Annotated in this window: 25 protein-coding genes and 1 pseudogene; 12 read left to right on the top strand and 14 right to left on the bottom strand. The window is 72.8% G+C overall.

The window, feature by feature from the left end; translation table 11 throughout:
- Positions 1-41 precede the first annotated feature (41 nt).
- The gene (locus tag ACX25U_RS30705) at positions 42-443 is read right to left on the bottom strand and encodes a DUF3037 domain-containing protein (protein WP_454394590.1); all 402 of its coding nucleotides are present in this window, start codon (positions 441-443) and stop codon (positions 42-44) included.
- A gap of 44 nt (positions 444-487) precedes the next feature.
- Positions 488-1,252 carry a HipA family kinase gene (locus ACX25U_RS30700; protein WP_454384832.1) on the bottom strand — a complete coding sequence of 255 codons (765 nt, stop codon included), beginning with the start codon at positions 1,250-1,252 and terminating at the stop codon, positions 488-490.
- A gap of 207 nt (positions 1,253-1,459) precedes the next feature.
- On the opposite strand from ACX25U_RS30700, the gene ACX25U_RS30695 reads away from it, so the two are divergent.
- From ACX25U_RS30695 to ACX25U_RS30685, 3 genes and pseudogenes are all read left to right on the top strand, one after another.
- Complete coding sequence (locus ACX25U_RS30695) at positions 1,460-1,603, top strand: hypothetical protein (protein ID WP_454384830.1); 144 nt, start codon at positions 1,460-1,462, stop codon at positions 1,601-1,603.
- Between the two features lie 161 nt (positions 1,604-1,764).
- Positions 1,765-2,243 (top strand): annotated as a pseudogene (locus ACX25U_RS30690) (hypothetical protein); the annotation flags it as partial.
- Positions 2,244-2,257: 14 nt separating this feature from the next.
- Positions 2,258-2,392: a hypothetical protein gene (locus tag ACX25U_RS30685; RefSeq protein ID WP_454384828.1), complete on the top strand. Its 135-nt coding sequence runs from the start codon at positions 2,258-2,260 to the stop codon at positions 2,390-2,392.
- Positions 2,393-2,405: 13 nt separating this feature from the next.
- Here the strand turns inward: ACX25U_RS30685 and ACX25U_RS30680 are convergent, their stop codons facing one another.
- Entirely contained in the window at positions 2,406-3,251 is an 846-nt protein-coding gene (locus ACX25U_RS30680) for a class I SAM-dependent methyltransferase (protein WP_454384827.1), read from the bottom strand.
- A gap of 168 nt (positions 3,252-3,419) precedes the next feature.
- Here ACX25U_RS30680 and ACX25U_RS30675 point away from each other — a divergent pair, with 168 nt between their 5' ends.
- A complete protein-coding gene (locus tag ACX25U_RS30675) occupies positions 3,420-4,097 on the top strand; it encodes a winged helix-turn-helix transcriptional regulator (RefSeq protein WP_454384825.1) in 678 nt (225 codons plus the stop codon).
- Here the strand turns inward: ACX25U_RS30675 and ACX25U_RS30670 are convergent.
- Positions 4,057-4,674: a transposase gene (locus ACX25U_RS30670; protein WP_454384823.1), complete on the bottom strand. Its 618-nt coding sequence runs from the start codon at positions 4,672-4,674 to the stop codon at positions 4,057-4,059. The two genes, ACX25U_RS30675 and ACX25U_RS30670, sit on opposite strands and share 41 nt — an antisense overlap.
- A 635-nt stretch (positions 4,675-5,309) precedes the next feature.
- Between ACX25U_RS30670 and ACX25U_RS30665 the strand changes: the two genes are divergently transcribed.
- Both ACX25U_RS30665 and ACX25U_RS30660 read left to right on the top strand, forming a co-directional pair.
- Positions 5,310-5,795, top strand: coding sequence for a Rieske (2Fe-2S) protein (locus ACX25U_RS30665; protein ID WP_454384821.1), 486 nt, complete (start codon positions 5,310-5,312; stop codon positions 5,793-5,795).
- A 213-nt stretch (positions 5,796-6,008) separates the two neighbouring features.
- Positions 6,009-6,476, top strand: a complete 468-nt coding sequence (locus tag ACX25U_RS30660) for a pyridoxamine 5'-phosphate oxidase family protein (protein ID WP_454384819.1) — start codon at positions 6,009-6,011, stop codon at positions 6,474-6,476.
- Positions 6,477-6,677: 201 nt separating this feature from the next.
- Here ACX25U_RS30660 and ACX25U_RS30655 read toward each other — a convergent pair whose 3' ends face one another.
- Entirely contained in the window at positions 6,678-7,580 is a 903-nt protein-coding gene (locus ACX25U_RS30655; RefSeq protein WP_454384818.1) for a LysR family transcriptional regulator, read from the bottom strand.
- A 38-nt stretch (positions 7,581-7,618) separates the two neighbouring features.
- Between ACX25U_RS30655 and ACX25U_RS30650 the strand changes: the two genes are divergently transcribed.
- On the top strand, positions 7,619-8,605 hold the full coding sequence (locus ACX25U_RS30650; protein WP_454384816.1) for a DMT family transporter: 987 nt from the start codon (positions 7,619-7,621) through the stop codon (positions 8,603-8,605).
- A 14-nt stretch (positions 8,606-8,619) separates the two neighbouring features.
- Here ACX25U_RS30650 and ACX25U_RS30645 read toward each other — a convergent pair whose 3' ends face one another.
- Positions 8,620-9,954: an aminotransferase class I/II-fold pyridoxal phosphate-dependent enzyme gene (locus tag ACX25U_RS30645; protein WP_454384814.1), complete on the bottom strand. Its 1,335-nt coding sequence runs from the start codon at positions 9,952-9,954 to the stop codon at positions 8,620-8,622.
- Positions 9,955-9,989: 35 nt separating this feature from the next.
- Between ACX25U_RS30645 and ACX25U_RS30640 the strand changes: the two genes are divergently transcribed.
- Together ACX25U_RS30640 and ACX25U_RS30635 are read left to right on the top strand one after the other, a co-directional pair.
- Positions 9,990-10,673: a pyridoxamine 5'-phosphate oxidase family protein gene (locus ACX25U_RS30640; protein ID WP_454394588.1), complete on the top strand. Its 684-nt coding sequence runs from the start codon at positions 9,990-9,992 to the stop codon at positions 10,671-10,673.
- 40 nt (positions 10,674-10,713) lie between these two features.
- The gene (locus tag ACX25U_RS30635) at positions 10,714-10,875 is read left to right on the top strand and encodes a hypothetical protein (protein ID WP_454384812.1); all 162 of its coding nucleotides are present in this window, start codon (positions 10,714-10,716) and stop codon (positions 10,873-10,875) included.
- Between the two features lie 31 nt (positions 10,876-10,906).
- Here ACX25U_RS30635 and ACX25U_RS30630 read toward each other — a convergent pair whose 3' ends face one another.
- The 4 genes from ACX25U_RS30630 to ACX25U_RS30615 all read right to left on the bottom strand — a co-directional run bounded on the left by ACX25U_RS30630 (position 10,907) and on the right by ACX25U_RS30615 (position 14,357).
- A complete protein-coding gene (locus tag ACX25U_RS30630; protein ID WP_454384810.1) occupies positions 10,907-11,854 on the bottom strand; it encodes a DMT family transporter in 948 nt (315 codons plus the stop codon).
- Position 11,855: 1 nt separating this feature from the next.
- Positions 11,856-12,860 (bottom strand): EamA family transporter, encoded by a 1,005-nt coding sequence (locus tag ACX25U_RS30625; protein WP_454384807.1) that lies wholly within the window; start codon positions 12,858-12,860, stop codon positions 11,856-11,858.
- Positions 12,861-12,953: 93 nt separating this feature from the next.
- The gene (locus ACX25U_RS30620; protein WP_454384805.1) at positions 12,954-13,520 is read right to left on the bottom strand and encodes a Clp protease N-terminal domain-containing protein; all 567 of its coding nucleotides are present in this window, start codon (positions 13,518-13,520) and stop codon (positions 12,954-12,956) included.
- Between the two features lie 222 nt (positions 13,521-13,742).
- The gene (locus tag ACX25U_RS30615) at positions 13,743-14,357 is read right to left on the bottom strand and encodes a PadR family transcriptional regulator (protein WP_454384803.1); all 615 of its coding nucleotides are present in this window, start codon (positions 14,355-14,357) and stop codon (positions 13,743-13,745) included.
- 162 nt (positions 14,358-14,519) lie between these two features.
- Between ACX25U_RS30615 and ACX25U_RS30610 the strand changes: the two genes are divergently transcribed.
- Positions 14,520-15,332: a PhzF family phenazine biosynthesis protein gene (locus ACX25U_RS30610; RefSeq protein WP_454384801.1), complete on the top strand. Its 813-nt coding sequence runs from the start codon at positions 14,520-14,522 to the stop codon at positions 15,330-15,332.
- A gap of 72 nt (positions 15,333-15,404) precedes the next feature.
- Here ACX25U_RS30610 and ACX25U_RS30605 read toward each other — a convergent pair whose 3' ends face one another.
- Both ACX25U_RS30605 and ACX25U_RS30600 read right to left on the bottom strand, forming a co-directional pair.
- A complete protein-coding gene (locus ACX25U_RS30605) occupies positions 15,405-16,205 on the bottom strand; it encodes a CPBP family intramembrane glutamic endopeptidase (protein ID WP_454384799.1) in 801 nt (266 codons plus the stop codon).
- A gap of 102 nt (positions 16,206-16,307) precedes the next feature.
- A complete protein-coding gene (locus tag ACX25U_RS30600) occupies positions 16,308-17,825 on the bottom strand; it encodes a glutamate--cysteine ligase (protein ID WP_454384797.1) in 1,518 nt (505 codons plus the stop codon).
- A 558-nt stretch (positions 17,826-18,383) separates the two neighbouring features.
- On the opposite strand from ACX25U_RS30600, the gene ACX25U_RS30595 reads away from it, so the two are divergent.
- Entirely contained in the window at positions 18,384-18,968 is a 585-nt protein-coding gene (locus ACX25U_RS30595) for a hypothetical protein (protein ID WP_454384795.1), read from the top strand.
- 345 nt (positions 18,969-19,313) lie between these two features.
- Entirely contained in the window at positions 19,314-19,520 is a 207-nt protein-coding gene (locus tag ACX25U_RS30590) for a DUF5999 family protein (protein ID WP_454384793.1), read from the top strand.
- 38 nt (positions 19,521-19,558) lie between these two features.
- Here ACX25U_RS30590 and ACX25U_RS30585 read toward each other — a convergent pair whose 3' ends face one another.
- Together ACX25U_RS30585 and ACX25U_RS30580 are read right to left on the bottom strand one after the other, a co-directional pair.
- The gene (locus tag ACX25U_RS30585) at positions 19,559-21,067 is read right to left on the bottom strand and encodes a glycoside hydrolase family 43 protein (protein WP_454384791.1); all 1,509 of its coding nucleotides are present in this window, start codon (positions 21,065-21,067) and stop codon (positions 19,559-19,561) included.
- Between the two features lie 120 nt (positions 21,068-21,187).
- On the bottom strand, positions 21,188-21,820 hold the full coding sequence (locus ACX25U_RS30580; RefSeq protein ID WP_454384789.1) for a potassium-transporting ATPase subunit C: 633 nt from the start codon (positions 21,818-21,820) through the stop codon (positions 21,188-21,190).
- Between the last annotated feature and the right edge of the window lie 5 nt (positions 21,821-21,825).

Genomic DNA, 21,825 nt, shown 5'->3' with positions numbered 1-21,825 from the left:
TGGCACGCGGTGTCAACGGCACACCGGGTGCGTGTGATCCATTACCTCACCAACAGGTCCAGCAACCGCCGCGTCTCCGCGGCCGGGTCGGCGGTCAGCCCGGTGTGCACCGGGCCGGGCTGGACGATGGTGGAGCGGGGCGCGACCAGCCAGCGGAAGCGCCGCCCGGCGTCGTCGCCCGCGGCCTGCCCGGCAGCCGCTCCCCCGGCGCACACGCCCTCGACCGCGGCGAGGGCGGCCCGGACACCGGCGACGTCCGCGTGCGGGTCCAGGGCCAGCAGCCGGGCCTCGTCGAGGTGGGTGCGGGCGCCGACGTAGGCCTGGGCGCGGCAGTAGACGAGCACGCCCGCGTTGATGCACTCGCCGCGCTCCACGCGCGGGACGACGCGCAGCAGGGCGTACTCGTAGACGTCGCGGTCGCCCGGCCGGCCGGCCCGGACGATGTGACGCCGGCCCGCCCGGCCGCCGCCGGCGAGGTGACGGTCGCTCACTCGGCCTCCTCGATGCCGTGGATGCGCTCGTGGATGACGGCGGCCCGCGCGAGCAGCGGCCGTGCGTAGGCCCGCCGCAGGTCGTCCGGCGTGTCGAAGCCGGGCTCGCCGGCCAGCCAGACGTCCGGGATCTCGGCGGTCACCTCGGCGAGCAGGTCCTCGGTGACCAGGGGTGCGAGCCGCTCGGCGGCGGTGGTGACGTCGGGACCGAAGGACGCGAGGGCGTGGTCGGAGGCGTCGTAGGGGCGCTGGGCGGAGGCCTCGGCGCCGGGCCAGTTGTGGTGCCAGATCATGGTGGCGCCGTGGTCGACGAGCCACAGCTCGCCGCGCCATCGCAGCAGGTTGGGGTTGCGCCAGGAACGGTCGACGTTGTTCACCAGCGCGTCGAACCAGACGATCCGCCCGGCCTCCTGGGCGTCCACCGGGAAGGCGAGCGGGTCGAAGCCGAGGGCGCCGGAGAGGAAGTCCATTCCGAGGTTGGTGCCGCCGCTGGACCTCAGCAGCTCCTGCACCTGCTCGTCGGGTTCGCCGAGGCCCAGCACCGCGTCGAGGGCGACGGTCACCAGCCGGGGCACCCGCAGCCCCAGCCGCCGGGCGAGCTCCCCACAGACCACTTCGGCGACGAGCGTCTTGCGGCCCTGCCCGGCGCCGGTGAACTTCAGGACGTACGTCCCGAAGTCGTCCGCCTCGATCAGCCCCGGCAGCGAGCCGCCCTCACGCAGCGGCGTGATGTAGCGGGTTGCGATGACCTCAATCAGCATTTTCTCAGGCTATACGCCTTCTCGGCCTTGCAATCCATGACTAATCCCCCAGACACGCACAACCCGGCGAACCGGCCGCGATCAGCCCTGGGGAGAATCTGGGGAGTTGCGACCGGCATCCTGATCCCCCTGCCTTCCGAGCAGCCCGTCAATGGCGGTGCGCCCCTTGCTCCCGGCCCCCGCATGAAGTGAGCATAGTAACCGAGCGTGACAGTCGGCGAGGAGTGCCCGGGCCACCGCGCCGGCTTCCTCGTCCGCCGGCGGGAGGGCCGCACCCGGCGGACGGTCAGCCACGTCCCCTCCGGCCGGCCCTCGCGGATGTTCAGGCCGGTCGGCTCCGCGATCCGGTGACCGCCTTGAAGTTCGACGTCCTGTGTCAGCGAGGTCTCCCACGCGCTCCTGGGAAGTGTGCGATCGCGGCTTCGTCCTCCTCGGCTCACCCGTCGGCCGACCGGACCGCGAAGACGCCCTGCCGGGGCGGTCGATCCGCCGGACGCGGTTGATGAGCGGCACTCCGGGAGGGCCTGGCGGTGCCCCTGCTGCACACCACCGGTCAGCGCCCGGCGTTCGACACGGCCTTCGAGCTGTGCTTTCCGCGCCGCGTCGGCGCGCAGGACGGCGCGCAGGACGGCGAGCCCGCCGACCGGGAGGACCTGCGCGAGCGGCCGGCGGCGGCACTCGTCGCCAACGACACGGCCCTCATCGGCCGGTTGACCGTGAACGCGGTCGACGGCCTCGGCGGACAGGGGAGTTCGCCACCGCCGGGCGGCTGGTCGTCGTACCGGACGCTGGACCGACCGCGTCCGCAGACGCTGCTCGCGCGGGTACGGGACGAGGTGCGGGCGCGTGGCGACAGCACCGGTTTCGGTGACCGGCTGCTGGAGGCGGGACCCGGCGGCGCAGCAAGGAGTTCCGCCGGATGGCGGCCGCGGCGACCCGGCGCCGGGTCGCCGAGCGGCGGGGCGGGGAAGAGGTCGCCCGGCGCGCGGTCGGCGCGTCCACTGGTTGAACCCCGAGCCGCGCTCCCGCTGGGGCACGGGCGACTCCGCCGCTCCCGAGTACGCCGAGCTGGTCGAGGCACACGAGTGCCGCACCGCCCGCCGGTCGAGCGCCCTGGCCGGGCGGCCGCTGCCGGTGTGACCGGACCGTGCACTCAGTCCGCGCGGCGTGCGGTGAACAGCAGGTACTCCCATTCCAGGACCAGGTTTCCCACACCCGTGCCCTGATCGTGGCGACCGGCGAGTTCGGTCAGGTCGGTGTCCAGCGAGGCGATGCGCTCGGGGTCGTCGGCGATCGACTTGTAGACGCTGATCGTCGGGCCGTAGCGTTGCTTGAAGTAGTCCCGGAACGCCTCCGGCGTGGCGAAGCGGTCGACCACGACCGTCCGGCGTTCGGCGGTCACGCCGGTGACGCGGTCCCCGAGGAGCGCCCGGACATGCTCCGGGTCTCCCCACAAAGGGGGCGGCTGCGCCCCGGGTGGGGGCGGCGGTGCGTACGGCTTCATCCTGGCCAGCATCCGGCCGATGAACCCGTCGGGCGTCCAGCTCAGCACACCGAGGGTGCCACCCGGCCGGCAGACCCTGAGGAGTTCATCGGCGGCCGTCCGGTGGTGCGGGGCGAACATGACCCCGACGCAGGACAGCACGGTGTCGAAGGCGGCGTCGTCGAAGGGCAGCGCCTCGGCGTCGGCCTCCTGCCACCGCAGTCGCGCCCCCCGTTCCCCGGCCAGCCGCCGCCCGGTCTCCAGCAGCTCGGGCGTCAGATCGGCGGCCACCACGTCCGCTCCGGCCAGTGCCGCCGGGATCGCCGCGTTACCGGTGCCCGCCGCGACGTCCAGCACCCGGTCGCCCGGGCGCACCCCGCACGCCTCCACCAGGGTCTCCCCCAGCCCTGGAATGAGCTCGGCGGCCACGGACGGGTAGTCGCCCTGAGCCCACATCGCCCGGTGCTTGGCCTTCAGCGCACGGTCGGCCTCCGCCGTGTCGATCGCGTTCGTCATGACTGCGCTCCTCGAGAGTTCCTCGCGCGGTTCCGTCGCCGCGTCATCGAGCCTAGGAACGCGGTGGCGCCCCGCCCTAGTACAGGATCTGTACCGGCGGACGGTCGCCGCGGACCGTTGCCCCTCACCCGGGTGGTCCGGCGCGAACCCGCGGCCTAATCTGCTGACATGGGGACCACGTACGGCCAGTTCTGTCCTGTCGCCAAGGCGATGGAGCTGCTCGACGAGCGCTGGACACTGCTCATCGTGCGGGAGATGGTCACCGGGAGCCGTCACTTCAATGAGCTGCGCCGCGGGGTACCGCGGATGTCCCCCACGCTGCTGTCCAAGCGGCTGCACCGGCTGGTACGGGCCGGCATCGCGGAGAAGCGGACCGAGGGCAAGGACGTGAGTTACGTCCTGACGCCGGCCGGTGAGGAACTGCGGCCCGTGGTGGAGGCCCTGGGCGTCTGGGGCACCCGCTGGATCGGTGAGCTCGGGGACGAGGATCTCGACCCGAAACTGCTGCTGTGGGACATGCACCGCAGGATCGACTTCGACACGGTCCCCGAGGGCCGCACGGTGGTCCTGTTCGACTTCCCGGACATGCCCGCGCACGCGCGGAACTGGTGGCTGGTCATCACCCCCGGCGAGGCCGACGTCTGCGACATCGACCCCGGCCACGCGGTGACGGTTACGTTCACGGCGAGCCTGGTCAGCCTCATCCGGGTGTGGCGGGGCGACCTCGGCTGGTCCGACGCACTGCGCGCGGGATCGGTCAGGGTCGACGGTCCCGAGACACTCCGCCGGGCCGCCCCCGGCTGGTTCACCCTGTCCACGTTCGCGTCCGTGCCGCGCCCTGCCTAGTGCTGCGACCGGCGAGGAACCGGCTTCGTCGAACTGGCGTCCGGGTACAGATCGGCAACCGGTTGACATCCCCGCATGTCCGACACCGCCGCGCAGCGGCTACTGCGGAACGACTCGCGGAGCGGAGGCCCTGCTCCGTACCCAGCGAGCCGGGGAGACCGTGCCGGCGGTCTGTCACCAGGAGCCGGAGTTCGCCGCGCTCACCGAGGACGACCCGATCCTCGTGGACGGGGGCCGGACTGAGGCGGCGGGCGCGTTCGAGCGGGCCGACGCCCTTGCCGAGCAGGTCGTGGACCCGGTGCCGGCGGTCGCCGGCCCGTACCGCATCGGGCAGGGCCCGGCGGGCCGCCTCGCTGTGAGTTCCCGAGCCGTCGCGGCAGACGATCTCGACGCCCGGATGCTCGCGTAGCCACCGTGCGAGCGTATCCGCGCCGCGGTCGGGCAGTACGTCGGTCCGCTCGCCGGTCCCGGCGTCGTCGAGGATGGCGGCGTAGTGGTGGCGCCGCCTCGGGGCAAAGTCGTCGCCGTCGAGTACCCGTGGCACCCGCAGCGGGGGCGGTGGCAGCCTCGCCGGCATCCGCAGTGCGGTCGAGCGGGAGATCGCGACGGCGAGGCACTGGGAGAGGCGGGCGCCCGCCCGGTCTGCCGACTCTTCTGCAATGGAGTCAAGTCGGCCGGCCGGGTGGTGCGGCGCCGGTAGCGCTCCAGCACTCCGGGGACCTGCTCGCGGAAGGTCCGCCTCGGACGGCCCGGCACCGGACAGACCGGGCGCCGCGCCTGCACCGATACCACCACCCGTCGGCCGTCCACCGGTACGTCCGTCACCGTGCGCCGGTGGAAGCCACGCACCCTCGCGGTCGGCGTCCCGCGCATCGGGCACGGCACCGACTCCTCCTGGGTCCGGGCCGACAGACGGATCACCTGGCCCTCGTCCACCACATCCTCGACGATCAGTACCGGCAACCTCGAAAACACCGTGATCACAAGGGAGTTGGCGTCTCGCATGCGATGTCGACGACCCCGGTCACGTTTCGTCACCACCGATCACGGGACAGAGCCGTTCACCCACCACACCGGACAGACCCTCTTGAGGATGCGATTCCCCCCGGGCGTGAACGCCCAGGGTCCGTCTCAAGAATCCGCTGAACACCGGGTGCTCGCAGGCCGTACCCCTGGGCGGACCAGGAAGTCTGCGCGGAAGGAAACGTCAGCATGACCAGCGAATCGCTTCAGCCCCAAGGGGCACCGGCCCGCCGTACGGTCGTGGCGGCGGTGGGCGCGGCGGGGCTCGCCGTCGCACTGACCGCGTGCGGATCCGGGGACAAGTCCTCGTCCGGCTCGTCCACCACGCAGAACGGCAGCAACGCGAGCGGCGGTTCGGGGGGCGACGGCGCCGCGGCCGGTTCCGGCGGCGCGGTGCTGGCGAAGACCTCCGACATCCCCGAGGGGGGCGGCAAGGTCTTCGGCGGCGAGGGTGTGGTGGTCACGCAGCCGACGAAGGGTGAGTTCAAGGCCTTCTCGGCCAAGTGCACCCACCAGGGGTGCGCGGTGAACCGGATCGCCAACGGGGTGATCATCTGCCCCTGCCACAACAGCGAGTTCTCCGCCACCGACGGCAGCGTCAAGAAAGGGCCTGCGGTCCAGCCGCTGGCCGCGAAGAACATCTCGGTCGCGGACGGCGAGATCAAGCTCGCCTGACGTCCCCGGTAGCGGTGTGGAGGATCATCGCGGGGGTGCGGTCGGAGGGCACCCCCGCGCTGGCGTCGGGATCGCCCCGTTGCCCGAGAGGCCGGTGACGATCCGTGCAGCCGGACATCGCGGGACGGGGGGAGGACGCGCCTCATCTTTTTCTGACGTGGTGTCAGAGGTCTGTCCTCTGACACCACGTGGGAGAAAAGAAAGAGGGGCCGCATGACCGTCACTCAGCGCCGGGGCCGGAAGATCATGATGACGCCGGGCGAGCTGGACGAGTTCCTGACCACACAGCGCACCTGCCGGGTCGCCACGACATCGACCGGCGGCGCACCGCATGTGAGCGCCCTGTGGTTCGTCTGGGACGGCACCTCGCTGTGGCTCTACTCCGTGGTACGCAGCAAGCGCTGGGCCGACCTGCGGCGCGACCCGAGGGTGGCCATAGTCGTCGACACCGGCGAGGAGTACGACCAGCTGCGCGGAGTGGAGCTGTCCGGCACGGCGGAGTTCGTCGGCGAAGCACCGCGCACCGGCGAGCTCCGCGCCGAACTCGACCTTCCCGAAACACTGTTCGCCCGCAAGAACTTCGGCCTGGAGGAAATGCCCCACGACGGCCGCCACGCCTGGATCCGCCTGACCCCGGAAAAGATCGTCTCCTGGGACTTCCGCAAACTGGGCTCCGCGTAGACGCGGCACACCCGCCGAACACACGCCGGTCTCCGGCCCCCCACGAGGGCCGCACCCACCGGGCCCGACACCGGGAGCACCGGACCGCGACCACCAGCCGACCCACTCCGCCGCCACCCGCAAGGCCTCGGCCACCGTGTGGCGGGCGTTGTGGGCACGCCGGGTCCGGGTGGACTCGGTCGGCGGCTGTGGGCGGGTCGTTCAGGCTGTCCGGGCTCCTGTCGTGCGGAGGGCGGTGATCGCTGCGCGGATCGAGGGGCGGCGGTCGGCGTCGGTGCGCCATACGGCGTAGACGTGGCGTCGTACGGCCTGCCGTACCGGGACGGTGCGCACGCCCGCGGGCAGTGGGCCTCGCCCGAGCCGGGGTGCCACGCACACACCCAGGCCGGCGGCGACCAGGGCCAGTTGGGTGGCGTGCTCCTCGGCGCGATGGGCGATGCGCGGTTCGACGCCCTTGGAGCGGAGCGTGTCCAGCAGCCACTCGTCGCAGAACTCGGCCTCGCCCCAGGTGACCCAGTCGTCGTCCGCGAAGTTTTCGAGGTCGACCTCGGTGCGGTCGGCGAGGGGGTGCGCGGCGGGCAGCGCCACGTCGGCGGGGTCGTCGAGGATCGGGGCCCGGGTGAGTCCTTCCGGCACGGGCAGTGGTTTGTTGTACCAGTCGAGGACGACCGACAGGTCGACGTCACCGCGCACCACGGCCCGCACCGCGGCGGCCGGCTCCATTTCCACGGTGCACACCCTGAGCCCCGGATGCCGCTCGCGCAGATGGGACAGGGCCGCCGGAAACAGCCCGCGCGCGGCGGTGGGGAACGCGCCCAGCCGCAGCTCGCCGGCCACCTGCCCGCGCTGGGCCTCCAGGTCGGACTGGGCGAGCTCGACCTGCGACAGTATGCGCGCCGCGTGCTCGGCCAGCAGCCGGCCGGCGTCCGTGAGCCGCACACCCCGGCCGTTCTTGGCCAGGAGCTGCTGGCCCACCTCCCGCTCCAGCTTGGCCATCTGCTGGGAGACGGCCGACGTCGTCACGTGCAGCCCCTCGGCCGCGCCGCTGACCGAACCGTGCCGGGCGAGGGCGTCGAGCGTGCGCAGGCGCTCCAGGTTCAACATGTAAGCGATGCTACGAGATATCGCGCGCGAATTCTCGATTGTGCTACGAGGTCGGCGGCAGGCATCGTACGACCATGAGCACCTCCGCCGTCTCCTCGCAGACCCCGCCCGCCCCGCCCGCCCCGGCCGGGCGGGTCCGCCGCGCCCGCCCTGTGCACTGGCAGGTCCGTTTCGCCTTCCTCTCGCTGGTCTGGGGCTTCAGCTTCCTGTTCATCAAGGTGGGCACGGAGGGCTTCGCGCCCTTCCAAGTGACGCTCGGGCGGCTGGTGTTCGGCACGGCGGTGCTCGCGGTGGCGATGGCGGTGAAGCGGGAGCGGCTGCCGCGCGGCGCACGCACCTGGGGGCATCTGGCGGTCGCGGCCTTCTTCCTCAACGCGCTGCCGTTCTCGCTCTTCGCGTACTCGGAGCTGACGATCCCGTCCACCCTCGCGGGCATCTGCAACGCGACCTCGCCGCTGTGGGGCATGGCCCTGTCTCTCGTCGCCCTCTCCGAGGACCGCCCGACCCGGCTGCGGGTAGCGGGGCTCGGGCTCGGCTTCCTCGGGGTGCTCACCGTGCTCGGCGCCTGGCAGGGCTTCCACGGCCTGGACGTCGGCGGCACCGCGATGGCCCTGCTGGCCTCGCTGAGCTACCCGGTCGGCTGGATCTACGTCCGCCGCACCCTGGCGGGCTCCACCGAGTCCCACCTGTCGCTGACCGGTGGCCAGCTGCTCCTGGCCACGCTGCAACTCGCCGTCGTCACACCGCTGTTCACCAACGCCCCCGACCACCTGCCCGTCGTGCCGCTGCTCGCGATCGCCGCGCTGGGCGCCCTGGGCACGGGCGTGGCGATGCTCGTCCAGTACGGTCTGGTCGCCGAGGTCGGCCCGACGACCGCCCAGATGGTCACGTACTTCATCCCGGTCATCGCCACCGCCGCCGGCCTCGCCGTACTCGGCGAACACCTCACCTGGTCGACCCCGGTCGGCGCGGTGGTCGTCCTGGCGGGCGCGGCCCTGACCCAGGCCCGCCCGAAGAACGCGTAGGCCGCGGCGGCCCCCTACACGTAGCTCCGCGCCGGCGCCGGGCGGAGCGACGCCGCCACCGCGTCCGCCAGCCGCTCGGCCTCCTCCCCCTCCCGCAGGGTCGAGACCGTGATCCGGATGCCGGGCGGGGCGTTCAGCCGGAAGCGGGCGCCGGGGGCGACGGCCCAGCCGGCGTGCAGCAGGCTCGCGACGACGCCGGTCTCGTCCGGCACGGGCACCCACACGTTCATCCCGCTGCGCCCGTGCGCGGCGACCCCGCGCTCGGCCAGCGCGCCGATCAACAGCTCGCGCCGCCGCCCGTAGGCCGCCGCCACCGCGCGCGTGTCCGGGGCGCCGTCCGCCCACAGCCGTACCACGGCCAGCTGAAGCAGGCGGCTCACCCAGCCGGGTCCGAGGCGCTGCCGGCCGCGGACCCGGTCGACCGTGACCTCGTCCCCGGTGAGCACGGCGAGCCGCAGGTCGGGGCCGTACGCCTTGGCGACCGAGCGCACGAAGGCCCAGTGCCCCGTGGCCCCGGCGAGCGGATGCAGGGGCAGGTCGACGATGCCGTGACCGTGGTCGTCCTCGATCAGCAGCGTCTCCGGATGCTCCCGGAGGACGGCCCGCAGGGCACGCACGCGCGTGGCGCTCACCGCGGCGCCGGTCGGGTTCTGCGCCCGGTCCGTGACGATGAGCGCCCGCGCGCCGCCCCGCAGGGCACGGCGGACGTCGTCGGCGAGGGGCCCCTCGTCGTCGACGCCGACCCCGGCCGTGCGCAGCCCGAGCGCCGGGACGAGGTCCAGGGTGCTCCCCCACCCCGGATCCTCGACGGCGACCGTGTCGCCGGGCCTGAGGTGGGCGGCGAGGACGCGCTCCACTCCGTCGAGCGCTCCGGAGACGACGGCGAGCGGGCCGTCCGCCACCCCGTCGGCGTCCAGCCCCGCACGGGCCATGCGGGCCAGCTCCGGCTCCACGGCCACGTCCCCGTACAGCACCGGCTCACGGTCGCCCTGCGCCGCGGCCGCCGCGAACGCCGGCGCCAGCGGTGGCAGCAGCGCCGGATCCGGGTTGCCGTTCGACACGTCGCGCACGCCCTCGGGCACGTCCACGCGGATGAGATCCCGTCCGGTCGTGGCCGGCGCGGGCCGCACCCGGCTGCCCCGGCGCCCGGCGGTCTCGATGACCCCGCGCTCGCGCAGCACTCGGTACGCGGCCGCGACGGTGTTGGGATTGACCCCGAGTTCGACCGCCAATTCCCGCATCGACGGTAGAAGTTGGCCAGGCTCAAGCTCGCCGGAGCCCACCGCGTGCTCGATGCTCGCCGCAATCTCCGCTGCGCGCCGACCCTTGATCCGATATCCTCCTAGCACAAACCAGATTATGCACTAGTGCAATGGAGATCGCAATGCAGGGGACCCAGCCGCCGACGTCACCGACCGGTTCCTACACCCCGACCGACCGCACCGTCCCCACCCGTTCCGCGCACCGGGCGTCGTACGACAAGGAGCTGGTGCACGCGATACTCGACGAGGGCTACCTCTGCCACCTCGGCTACGTCCGCGACGGCGTGCCCGTGGTGCTGCCGACGCTGTACGGCCGGGTCGGCGAGCGGCTCTACGTGCACGGCTCGACGGGCTCGCGCCCGCTGCGCATGGCCCAAAAGGCCGATCCGGGACTGCCGGTCTGCCTGACGGTCACCCATGTCGACGGCTTGGTCCTGGCCCGCTCCGCCTTCCACCACTCGATCAACTACCGCTCCGTCGTGGTGCACGGCGTCGCCCACCAGGTCACCGACCCGGAGGAGAAGCGGACGGCACTGGACGCGCTGGTCGACCACGTGGTGCCGGGCCGGTCGGCCGACTCCCGCCCCGCCAGCCCCAAGGAGTTGGCGGCGACCGCCGTGCTCCGCCTCGACCTGGGCGAGGTCTCCGCCAAGCTGCGCACCGGCGGCGTGAACGACGAGCCCGAGGACCTCTCCCTGCCCCACTGGGCCGGTGTGGTCCCGGTCCGCAGGCAGTACGGCACCCCGCTCGCCGACGCCGGCCTGACCCCCGGCATCGAGCTCCCCGACTACCTCTCGGCCCTGTGACGCCGGCCCGTCCCTGGGACGCACCGCGCGAGGACACCGAGTGGCAGCAGCGTACGGCCGCCCACTGTTCGGTATCCGCGGGCTGCGGCTGGAAGTGACCGGTGCGCGGGCCGAGTCCACGTACGCGGGCAAGCGGTCCGCTCAGGTCCAGGACCGTATCGCGCCGGCCCGGCAGCACCTGCCGCGCCGGCGCGGGACCTGAGTGGGCGGGCCCGCAGCAGGCCCGCCCGGCATCACGCGAGGGCCGGTTCCCCCACCGCCGCCCGCGCCCCCCGCGCCTCCGCCAGGGCGAGGCCGGCGACCGAGCCGAGCATCAGCGCGGTGCCGATGAGGGTCGCCGCCGTCAGCCGTTCGCCGAGCAGGACGATGGCCAGCACCGCCGCGCTGACCGGCTCCAGCAGCATGATCACGGAGACGGTGGCCGACCGTACGACGGCGGCGCCCGCGAAGTAGAGGGCGTAGGCCAGGGCGGTCGGGACCGAGGCGATGTACGCCAGCAGCCACAGCAGCCGTACCGGGTCCTCGGTGTGCGGCACCAGCCCCTCCACCAGTGCGAACGGCAGCAGGCACAGGCTGGTGACCGCGAACGCCCCGAGGGTCGTACCGGACTGGTCCGCCCCGCCGTCGCGGCCCCACCAGCGGGTGAGGAGCGTCATCGCGGAGTAGCCGGCCGCCGCCACGAGGGCGATCAGCACACCCCAGGGCCGTACGGTGGCACCGCCGCTGCCGAGCACCAGCACGCCCAGCCCGGCGAGCGCCCCGGCGACGGCGGTCAGGCCGGCCCGGCCGAGCCGTTCGCCCATCGTGAGCCGGGCGCCGAGCGCGATGAGGACGGGCCCGGCGCCGAGGGTGACGACGGTCGCCACGGCCAGCCCGGTGGCCGCCACGGCGGCGAAGTAGGCCGTCTGGAACACGGCGAGGCCGGCGCCGACGGCAGCGGCTCGCCGCAGCCTGCGGCCGAGCGGCACGGGCGCGGCCGGCCGCCCGCGGGGGCGCAGGGGGCGCACGGCGAGCAGCAGGACGGCGCCGACCGCGCAGCGCCAGAAGGACAGGGCGACGGGTCCCATGTCGCTGGTCCGGTAGACCAGGGAGGCGGCCGCGCCCGCGGTGCCCCAGGCGGCACCGGCGACGATCAGGTAGAGCAGGCCGCGCCCCACGGGCAGGCCGACGGAAGCCCGCACCTCAGGCCGCCGTTCCCCGGGCCGACAGCTCCCTTTCCGGACCGCCGCTCGCCACCGGCTCCGCCGAGCCCTTCGCGGGCGCCGACGACTGCGCGATGAACGCGCCCAGCAGCACGACCGCCCCGCCTGCGACCTGCGGTGCCGAGAGGTGCTCACCGAGCAGCACCCAGGCCAGCACGGTCGCGATGACCGCCTCCAGGCACGCCACCACCCCTGCCACCTGGGGCGAGAGCCGCCGCACGGAGAGCACTCCGGTGACGTAGGCGAGGACCGTGGCGACCAGTACGACCCACAGCAGCAGGCCAATGGCCGGGACCGCGTTGCCGTTCATGTGCGCGCTGTGCGCGAGCACCGACCAGTCCATGCTCCAGGGACGTGCCACGACGGTCAGGACGCCGGCGCCGATGAGCAGGCCGTAGGCGATGACGCCGAGCGGGTCCGGGGCCGCCTCTCCCGCGTCGCCGCCCTGGTCGGACAGCACGAAGTAGCCGACCTGGCAGCAGGCCGCGCCGAGCGCCAGCAGCAGTCCGAGCACGTCGAAGCCCAGGCCGGACCAGACCTCGACGACACAGGCGAGTCCGCCGACCGCGAGGACCACACCGAGCGCCGCGGCCCGGGTGACCGGCCGCCGCTGCACGAACCGGACCCAGCCGAGGACCAGGGCGGGCGCCAGGTACTCGATGAGCAGGGCGACCCCGACGGGTATGCGCGACAGCGCCGCGAAGTAGCAGGCCTGGACGCCCGCCACGGCCAGCAGGCCGAATCCGGCGAGCAGGGCGGGGCGGCTGCGCAGCAGCGCGCGGTGCCGCACGGCGAGCGGCAGCATGACGAGGGCGGCGCCGGAAGCGCGCAGCCACACCACGTGCAGCGGATCGAGGCCTGCCTCGATCAGTGGCTTGGCCGCGACGCCGGAGCCGCCGAAGGCGACCGCGGACACGAGCGCGAGACCGAGCCCGACGCCCTTGCCGGGACGGCCCTGACTGATCTGGGACGTACGCACCGGCACATGATGGCAGGCGCCGACATGAGCGTCACCCCCAGTGGCACCTGTCCCACGGGCTGGACCGGAGCACCGGCGGCCACGCCCGCCCGTCCCGGCTCAGCAACCGCCTCCGCCACCCCTGACGGCGTAGCCCTCCGGGCAGCCCTTGGCATCGTTGTCGAGCCGGCCGGCGAGGTCCCGCGCGTCGATTCCGGCGTGGGCGAGCACTTCGACGGCGCGTGCCCGCGGGACCGCGACGAGCGCGGCGAGCAGGTCGACGCCGCGCGCCAGGTCCTCGCCGCGCCGGGCGGCGCGCTCGCAGGCGTACTCCAGTGCGGCCGACGCCACCGGCGAGAGGCCGCCGGCCTCCGTCACCGCGGGCAGGGTGCCGGAGTCCTCCACGGTGCCCTGCCAGCGCAGGCCGTAACCGATGCTGCGCTGTACGAGGTAGCCGAGCAGCCGGGCGATTTGCGGCGCGCCGTCGAAGGCCGCGCGCACCTCGGGGTCGAACTCCAGGAGTGTGTGCAGCAGATGGGCGGTGTCGATCTGCCGGTCCCCGTCCCGGACCGCCCTCCTGCGGGCACCGGCGACCACCGCCGCCAGCTCGGCGCTGAGCCGGACGTCGCCGTCCGGGCGGAGGGCATCCTGCCCAGGGGCGGGCTGCCGGGGAACACGGGATCGCACATCTCCCAGCCCATCAGCCTCTCCGGCTCCGGTCATCCCCGGCGGGAAGCATTTCCGCATCCCACGGGAAGCGGACCCGTGCGACGGAATCTCCTCCTTACGGATGAGACCGGGACGCATCCGCACAGGGGCTCCACCGGTACGGCACGGACACGAAGGCGCCCCGCGGACCGCTCCGCGGGGCGCCGCCGGGTCCCGGCTGCCCGGGACGACGGATGACCGTCAGTCCTCGTCGGCGAGGATCAGGTACAGCTTCTTGCGGGTCTCGTTGACGAGGGCGAGCGCCTTCTCGCGCTGCTCCTTGCTGCCGGTCTTCCAGACCTGGCCGAAGGCCTCCATCAGACCGGAGCCGGCCTGCCGGATCTCGCTCAGGGCCTCCCAGTCGATACCGCGCGAGGCCTCTTCCCAGGGCGCGTCCGGCCCCTCGTCGGCCGCGGCGCGGCCCGTCTCCGTGAGGGAGAACAGCTTCTTGCCGCCCTCGCTCTCACTGACGATCAGGTCCTCGTCCTCCAGCAGCTGGAGAGTGGGGTAGACCGAGCCGGGGCTGGGCTTCCACGCGCCGCCGCTGCGCTCGGCGATCTCCTGGATCATCTCGTAGCCGTGCATGGGACGGTCCTTGAGCAGGGCCAGGATCGATGCCCGCACGTCGCCTCGCCGTGCCCTGCCGCGCGGCCCGCCTCGCCCTCGTCCGCCCCAGGGGCCGGGGCCGAAACCCGGCCCGAAGCCGTGGCCGCCCGGCCCGAAGGGCCCGAACGCGGCCCGTCGTCCCTCGAAGCCGCCCTGACCGTGCCGACGGCCGTCCTGCCGGTGTCCACGCTCGAATCCGTGAGTACGCATCGCAACCACTCCATTCCATCATCGATCTGTCGCGATACCTCGACGATATATCGGTGACACTTGTTCGACAACCCCCTTCCGCACCGTGCTCTCGCTCCGCCATGGCCGCCGACCGCCCATTGGCCTTGGTCCGCCGCGCGCCGGAGCCCGTACCGTCGGGGCATGCGGATTCGAATCGTCGACGCCTTCACCGACCGTCCCTTCGCCGGCAACCCGGCGGGAGTCCTGCTCCTGGACGCCTTCCCCGAGGACGACTGGCTCCAGAAAGTGGCGCTGGAGGTCAACCACGCCGAGACGGCGTTCGCGCACCGGCTGCCCGAGGGCGGCGAGGCCGACTGGGCGCTGCGCTGGTTCACGCCCGCCACCGAGGTCGCGATGTGCGGCCACGCCACGCTCGCCACCGCCCACGTCCTGCACACGACGGGCGCCCACGAGGGACCCGTACGCTTCGCCACCCGCAGCGGCGTGCTCATCGCGACCCCCGCCGAGGACGGCGCGATCACCTTGGACTTCCCGACCGCCCCGCTCACCGCGGCGGACGTCCCCGACGGAGTCGCCGAGGCCCTCGGCGCCGAGCCGCGCACCGCCTACGACACCGGCCCGAACGTCGGCGACCTGGTGCTGGAGCTCGCCGACGAGAAAACGGTCCGCGGCCTGGCCCCCGACCACAAGGCCCTCGCCGCCTACTCCGCACGCGGCGTCATCGCCACCGCCCGCGCCGAGGACCCCGCCCGCGGGTACGACTTCGTCTCCCGGTGCTTCTTCCCGAACGTCGGCATCGACGAGGACCCGGTCACCGGCAGCGCCCACACCGCCCTGGCCCCCTACTGGTCCGAGCGCCTGGGCCGTCCCGACCTCACCGGCCTGCAGGCCTCCCCGCGCTCCGGCCTCGTCCGCACCGGCCTGCGTGGCGACCGCACCCTGCTCACCGGCCGCGCGGTCACCGTCATCGAGGGCGACCTGCTCGCCCGGTAGGCGGCGAAGCCCGGTGGACGGCGAAGGGGCGTACGGCGGTCCCGTACGCCCCTTCCCGGCTCGCGTTCCCGCTCACACCGTCGGCAGCCAGCCCACCTTCCCGGCCAGCAGGGCGTAGCCCACGAACGCGCCGATGTCGAGCAGGGAGTGCGCCACGACCAGCGGACCGACCCGGCCCCACCGCCGGTACAGCCAGACGAAGACCACGCCCATCACCAGGTTGCCGACGAAGCCGCCGACGCCCTGGTAGAGGTGGTACGAGCCGCGCAGTACGGAACTGGCCACCAGCGCGGTCCCCGGCGTCCAGCCCAACTGGCCGAGCCGGCGCAGAAGATAGCCGACGACGATGACCTCTTCGAGGATCGCGTTCTGCAGTGCGGACAGGATCAGCACCGGGTACTTCCACCACACGGCGGGCAGCGCCTCGGGCACCACGGTGAGGTTGAAGCCGAAGCCGCGGGCGGCCAGGTAGAAGGCGATGCCGGTGCTGCCGATGACTGCGGCGATCACGGCCCCGCGCCCGAGGTCCGGCCAGGGGCGGGTGCGGTCGAAACCGAGTGCGCGCAGGCTCTGTCCCTCGCGCAGCAGGAAGTGGGCGACGAGGGCGACGGGGACCAGGGCCGTGGCGATCCCGAACAGCTGCCAGGCGAGGTCGAGCCAGGGGCGGCCCGGGGCGGCGGAGGCGTTGAGCGTGGCGGCCTGGTCCTTGAGCCCACCGGGTCTCGTGACCGAGCCGATGAAACTGATCAGGGCGGACACGGCGCTCGCGCCGAGCGAGAGCGCCAGAACGAGCAGGGTCTCGTCGCGGAGGAGCCGCCGCGACGGTCGCTCACCCGGAAAAGAATCGGCCCCCGGCCCCGCCTCCGCCTGCACACGCGCCTCCCGTACACCGTCCTGGGCGTCACAGCTTGCCCGATGCGCCCCTCGCGGGCATCGGCGGCCCCCTGTGACACGCCCTGGTCCGGACGGCGCGGCTCAGCCCAGCGGCACCGGCTCCGGCAGGCCGACCTGCCAGGTGTGCACCGGTTCGCCGAGGTTCGTCAGCTCGCGGTAGCGCCGGGTGGTGGCGGCCAGGGCGGCCTCCCTGCCCAGCCCCTGCTCCAGCGCCCGGTGGAAGGTGGCGGCCTGCCACTCCGCGCCGTTGGTCCTCAGCCGGCACCGCTCCTCGATCACGCCGAGATACAGGTCCCGGTCGGCCCGCTCCACGTCCCAGGCGCTCAGGCCGGCCTCGGCGAGCGGCAGCAGTTCGTCGCGGACGAGACGGACGGCGTCGACCTCCACCGTGCCGGAGTGGCGCCCGCGCCGGGGCCAGGTGAACCGTGCGCCGATGCCGTACCGGCACGCGGCGTCGAAGTTGGCTGCCGCCGCCTCGAAGGACAGCCGGGTCCACACCGGCCGGGACTCCTCGGCGAGCGCGCGGACGAGGCCGTAGTAGAAGGCCGCGTTGGCGATCACGTCGATGACGGTGGGCCCGGCGGGCAGGACGCGGTTCTCCACGCGCAGGTGCGGCATCCCGTCCGCGATGTCGTAGACCGGGCGGTTCCAGCGGTAGACGGTGCCGTTGTGCAGGACGAGTTCGGCGAGTTTCGGCACGCCGCCGGCGTCCAGCACGTCGAGGGGGTCCTCGCCGTCGCAGATCGGCAGCAGGGCCGGGAAGTAGCGCAGGTTCTCCTCGAACAGGTCGTACGCCGAGGAGATCCACCGCTCGCCGAACCAGGTGCGCGGCCGCACGCCCTGGGCCTGGAGCTCGGGCGGCCGGGTGTCGGTGGACTGCTGGAACAGCGGGGGCCGCGACTCCCGCCACAGCTCGCGTCCGAACAGGAAGGGCGAGTTGGCGCCCATGGCGATCTGCGCGGCACAGGCCACCTGCGCGGCGTTCCACACGTCCGCGAAGCGGCCCGGGGTGACCTGCAGGTGCAGCTGCACGGAGGTGCAGGCGGCCTCGGGCGCGATGGACTTCGAGGTGCAGGTCAGGTGCTCCACACCGTCGATGTCGAGGGTGAAGTCCTCGCCGCGGGCCGCCACGATCTGGTCGTTCAGCAGCGTGTAGCGGTCGACGTCGGAGAGGTTGGAGGAGACCAGGTCGTCCCTGCCGAGGGTGGGCAGAATTCCGATCATCGCTATGGAGGCGTCCACCTCTCCGGCTTTTCGGTCGGCATATGCCAGCGACGTCCTGATCTCCTCGGCGAGCCGGTCGAATACCCGGCCGCCCAATCGATGGGGGGCGATGTTGACTTCCAGGTTGAACATGGCGAGTTCTGTTTGGAAGTCACGGCTGGCGATCCGCTCGAGAACTTGCGCATTCAGCATTCTCGGCATGCCGTCGGGGCCGACCAGATTCAATTCGATCTCCACCCCCATGAGGTTCTTGGGCCGGTCGAACCGCTCCTCCTCCAGCAGTCGCTCCAGCCCCTTCAGGCACCGTCGGAGCTTGTCGCGGTAGCGGTTGCGATCGGACAGGTCGAACTGGCCGGCCACGACCTTCTCCCCCATCGCAGCATCCCTCCTCGCAGGGCGGGCCGAAGATCGGCCGCCGGGGTCCCGGTCAGGTGGGATGATGCCCCGCCGACGCGATCGATAACGTCCCGCTTGCACACCGCACCGGCTACTCTGGATTCATGTGACCGGAGGCACATTCACGCGGCATGAGGCACCCAGCAGATTCGGGTACCCCAGGAAACTCGTGAAAAACGCCGACGACATCGGGCCGACCGCCGTACGGGCACAACCCGAGGTCATCGCGGTGCGGCTCACTCGGAGTCGGGATGATTCCCGCAAATCTCCGACTGAATAGACTCTTGCAGTTCACGTCGGAAACAGCTAGGCGAAACACCGTCTGAACATTTGCCGTATAAACTCTGCACCACAGCAGAAGGTTGATGCCCACAGCCCTGAACCCTGTCAGGAGCGTGTGCGGCAGGCCGCGCGTCCCGTACCCCTCGTTCTTCATCAAGCCCGGCTCGGCCTCCTCCTGCCCCGAGAGCTGACAGCGCCGTCCGCCCCCGCCCGGCCCTCGCGCCACCGTGCCTGTCCAATGAGAGGCGACCCACCATGCCGCTGCATTTCCCCCCGGCTCCCGCGCCCGCCCTGCGCTCCGTCCTCACGGCACTCGGTTCCCCCACCGCGGTCCGCGAGGCTCCGACTTCCGCCCTTCGCGCCGCCCAGCAGCCCGCCACCCCCGAGCTTCCGCTGCCCGTGCACGTCCTGGACCGGATCACCCCCGAAGGGGTCTCCGCGACCAGGCTGGCCGGGTGGCGCTTCCTGATCCGCTGCGGCGACCACGCGGTGGCCGCGGCCGAGACCATGCTGACTCCCGACGGCTGGGCCTTCTCGCACTTCTTCGAGGGCCCCTACGTCACCTCCACCGAGCGCGCGCTGCGCCAGGCGGAGACCGTGACCCAGCCGTACCAGCCGCGCCTGCTGTCCATGCCCAGCCTGTACATGCTCACCCTGTGGCTGCACGGCGACATCTCCGACGACGGTGCCACCGGCCACCCCGCCCCCGCCGACCTGCTCGTACCGCTCGCGCCGGCCCCGCCCGGGATAGCCGCCCACCGGCCGCACCGGGTCGCCGACCTGCTGCCGGTCCTCACCCATCGGGTGGCTCCCGCCCGGCTCATGAGCTCCCCGGCCTGACATCCCGCCCTTCGATCACCCTCGTACCCCGCTGCCGGATTTCCCGGAGGCGGGGTACGACGCCGTTCACCCCGGAAAAGAGGGGGTGCCATCGGACTAGCCCCATCCGGCCACCGCGAACCACCCGAAGTGACAGTGCCGTTGGGATGAACCGCTCGCCCGTGTGACGCGTCTCCAACCCGTGAGAAGCGGTGCCGCGAAATCCCTGCGGAATCACGCCCGCGGGGGAACACTGGTTTCCGACCGACTCATCGAACGGGGGAGGCGGCCATGGCGGATGCCACCAGCCGCACGACGCACACGTCAGCCGACACGGACCACACGACAGAGCGAAAGATCCCATCCATGTGCCAGCACCAGCCACCGTGCCCCTCAGCCGACTCCGCCGACCGGGAGTCCGCCCGTCTCGTGGCGCACCACCCGGAGCAGGGCTGGAGCCTGCTGTGCAACGGCGTTCTGCTCTTCGAGGACACCGGTGAGCTCCTGCCGAACGGCCAGATCATCGCCCCGCACCGCCCGCTGGGCACCGACCGGGTGGTGACCGCCGCCTGAACGCCCCGGGCGGTTCCGGTGAACCGCCCGCAGATCACTTACGGCAGGCGGTAGTCGAACCAATCGAACGCCGCGCTGCCCTCGGTGACGTACATCCCGATCACACGGCCGGTGAACCCCGCGGCGACCTGGGTGGACAGGTAGCGCCCGTCGAGTTCGGCCAGCCGTACGGCCCCCTCGGGGCCCTCGAACGAGAAGGCGATCGCGTCGGGGCCGGCCGACCTCACGCCGGGTGCCGACCGGTCCGGGGCCGTGGCCGTGGGCGGAGGCACGTCGTCCGTGCGGACGTCCACGACGAGGGTGAGCGGACCGGAGGGCGCCGGGTGCTGGGCGATCCGCTGGCACAGCGGTCCGATCCGGGCGACCACGCTCACCCCTCCCCCGCCCACCTCCAGGTCGTAGTGGTGCGCCTCGTCCAGGCGGACGGAGAGGCCGGCCCGGCCCGAGCCGGCCTCGACCCGCGCCGCCACCCGGCAGTCGGGGTGCTGCTGCCGGCGTCCGACGAAGGTGTGGCCGGGCCGGTCGAGACTGTCGCCGGTCGCGGTCAGCGTCAGCCACCCGGGGCGCCGGGTCAGCGACCAGGAGCCGTCCGGCCTGCTGCGCGGGGAGATCCAGTACGGTGCCAGGGCGGGCGCGTCGAAGTCGTCCCGCCCGGACGGCGGGGGCAGGGGGCGCCGGGCCGCGGACGCCGGGTGCCGTTCGCGCACCGGGCCGACCCGCGGCCACCCGTCCACCCACTCCACCGGGGTCAGGAAGGTCTCCCGGCCGAGTACGTGGAACCCCGGGAACCAGCCCCGGGGACGGGTGCCGAGCAGCACCATCCACCAGGTGCCGTCAGCCCCTTGGACCAGGTCGCCGTGGCCGGTGCACTGAATGGGCAGATCGGTGCTGCGGTGGGACAGGACCGGGTTGTGCGGCGCCGGTTCGTAGGGCCCGCGCGGGGAACGGGAGCGGGCGATCGAGACGCTGTGGCCGTGCCCGGTGCCGCCCTCGGCCAGCATCAGGTACCACCAGTCGCCGATCCGGTACAGGTGCGGTGCCTCGGGGTGCTGCATCCCGGTCCCGGACCACACCGGCAGCGGCCCCTCCAGCACCTTGCCGGTAGCCGGGTCGATGCGGGCCAACCCCACTCCGGCCAGGGCACACCAGCAGTTTCCGTCGTCGTCCCAGGCCAGGTCGGGGTCGATCCCGGGCAGGTCGATCCAGACCGGGTCGGACCACGGGCCCTCGGGGCGTTCGGCGCCGACCAGGAAGGTGCCCCCGCCGCCGACACTGGTGGTGATCACGTGGAAGCGGCCGTCGTGGTGGCGGATCGTCGGCGCGTAGATGCCGGCGGAGGCCGGGAGGTCGTCCGGCAGGGCCAACTGCCCCGGCCGGTCCAGGACGTTGCCGATCTGCCGCCAGTCGACCAGGTCTCGGCTGTGGAACAGCGGGACTCCGGGAAAGTACTCGAAGCTGGAGCACACCAGGTAGTAGTCCTCGCCCACCCGGCACACGCTGGGGTCGGGATGGAAGCCACCGATCACGGGGTTGTCATACGTCCGCACGGGCGTGAAGTCCCTTCGCCGAGGCTTCTCGAAACTTTCGCCGTGAAAGGCGAAGCTTACGGAGTCGCACTGTAGGCGCGGCTCCGGGCGGGGACAAGGGAGCGCGGACGCCGGCCGCCGTCAGTGGCCCGTGGCCAATTTCCTGAGTGCGAGGTTGAGTTGGAGGACGTCGACACGCGGCTCGCCGATGAATCCGAGGGTGCGGCCCTCGGTGTGTTCCCGCACCAGCTGCTCGACCCGGGCGACCGGCAGGTGGTTGCGCTCGGCGACCCGGTGGACCTGGAGACGCGCGTACGCCGGGGAGATGTCCGGGTCGAGGCCGGAACCCGAGGAGGTCACGGCGTCGGCCGGCACCTGGGAGGGCCTCACCTTGTGGTCGGGCGTGGAGTTGACCTTCACCACCTCGGCCCGGGCCCGCTCGACCGCCTTGACCAGCTTCGGGTTGTCGGCGGCGAGGTTGGTGGCCCCGGAAAGGACCAGCTTGTACCGGGTGTTCACGGTGTTCGTGCCGAGCCCGGCCGCCGGGCGCGGCTGGAAGTAGTCGAGGCCGTAGCCCTGTTGGCCGATCAGCGAGGAGCCCACGACCCTGCCGTCCGCCCTGATCTCCGAGCCGTTCGCCCGGTGCCCGAAGAGTGCCTGGGCCACGCCCGTGACGGCGAGCGGATAGATCACGCCGGTGAGCAGGGTCAGCACGAGCAGCGCCCGCAGGCCCGCCGTCAGCAGACGGCCGGTGTTCACAAGGGAGTTGTTCATGTGCG

The sequence above is a fragment of the Streptomyces sp. JNUCC 63 genome (assembly GCF_054366325.1).
Note: the sequence above shows the minus strand (reverse complement) of the source record. Positions and strands in the feature narration are given on the sequence as shown.

What these genes read in the sequence shown, in the direction of transcription:
- ACX25U_RS30700 (WP_454384832.1), bottom strand. Translation starts at nt 1,252, where the DNA reads ATGCTGATTGAGGTCATCGCAACCCGCTACATCACGCCGCTGCGTGAG.
- ACX25U_RS30680 (WP_454384827.1), bottom strand. Translation starts at nt 3,251, where the DNA reads ATGACGAACGCGATCGACACGGCGGAGGCCGACCGTGCGCTGAAGGCC.
- ACX25U_RS30675 (WP_454384825.1), top strand. Translation starts at nt 3,420, where the DNA reads ATGGGGACCACGTACGGCCAGTTCTGTCCTGTCGCCAAGGCGATGGAG.
- ACX25U_RS30670 (WP_454384823.1), bottom strand. Translation starts at nt 4,674, where the DNA reads ATGCCGGCGAGGCTGCCACCGCCCCCGCTGCGGGTGCCACGGGTACTC.
- ACX25U_RS30665 (WP_454384821.1), top strand. Translation starts at nt 5,310, where the DNA reads ATGACCAGCGAATCGCTTCAGCCCCAAGGGGCACCGGCCCGCCGTACG.
- ACX25U_RS30660 (WP_454384819.1), top strand. Translation starts at nt 6,009, where the DNA reads ATGACCGTCACTCAGCGCCGGGGCCGGAAGATCATGATGACGCCGGGC.
- ACX25U_RS30655 (WP_454384818.1), bottom strand. Translation starts at nt 7,580, where the DNA reads ATGTTGAACCTGGAGCGCCTGCGCACGCTCGACGCCCTCGCCCGGCAC.
- ACX25U_RS30640 (WP_454394588.1), top strand. Translation starts at nt 9,990, where the DNA reads ATGCAGGGGACCCAGCCGCCGACGTCACCGACCGGTTCCTACACCCCG.
- ACX25U_RS30615 (WP_454384803.1), bottom strand. Translation starts at nt 14,357, where the DNA reads ATGCGTACTCACGGATTCGAGCGTGGACACCGGCAGGACGGCCGTCGG.
- ACX25U_RS30610 (WP_454384801.1), top strand. Translation starts at nt 14,520, where the DNA reads ATGCGGATTCGAATCGTCGACGCCTTCACCGACCGTCCCTTCGCCGGC.
- ACX25U_RS30600 (WP_454384797.1), bottom strand. Translation starts at nt 17,825, where the DNA reads ATGGGGGAGAAGGTCGTGGCCGGCCAGTTCGACCTGTCCGATCGCAAC.
- ACX25U_RS30595 (WP_454384795.1), top strand. Translation starts at nt 18,384, where the DNA reads ATGCCGCTGCATTTCCCCCCGGCTCCCGCGCCCGCCCTGCGCTCCGTC.
- ACX25U_RS30590 (WP_454384793.1), top strand. Translation starts at nt 19,314, where the DNA reads ATGTGCCAGCACCAGCCACCGTGCCCCTCAGCCGACTCCGCCGACCGG.
- ACX25U_RS30580 (WP_454384789.1), bottom strand. Translation starts at nt 21,820, where the DNA reads ATGAACAACTCCCTTGTGAACACCGGCCGTCTGCTGACGGCGGGCCTG.